Below are 241 nucleotides of genomic sequence, written 5' to 3'. Positions count from 1 at the left end.
TACAAGACCATCAGAATCACTAAAATAACGATTTAAATCTTTTAAATTAATTAATGTAATATCCATTTTTATGCCATCTTTAAAATACATTATATAACTGTAACCATAATCTAAATCAGGTGGGAATAATTCCATATCTTCTGGTTTCTGTATAAACAATAATTCTCCAAATAAACTTAACCAACTTTCTTCATGTGTGAAATACTCAATATCTGATACGAAAAAAGCAAAATCATAATCT

The 241-nt window shown here is 25.3% G+C and carries 1 protein-coding gene; it reads right to left on the bottom strand.

Going from position 1 to position 241, the window contains the following annotated elements:
• Positions 1-241 (bottom strand): aminoglycoside 6-adenylyltransferase (locus tag SH09_RS14325; protein WP_042740061.1); only part of this gene is annotated, 241 nt, incomplete at both ends.

Source organism: Staphylococcus gallinarum (assembly GCF_000875895.1).
Taxonomy (GTDB): domain Bacteria; phylum Bacillota; class Bacilli; order Staphylococcales; family Staphylococcaceae; genus Staphylococcus; species Staphylococcus gallinarum.
Note: the sequence above shows the minus strand (reverse complement) of the source record. Positions and strands in the feature narration are given on the sequence as shown.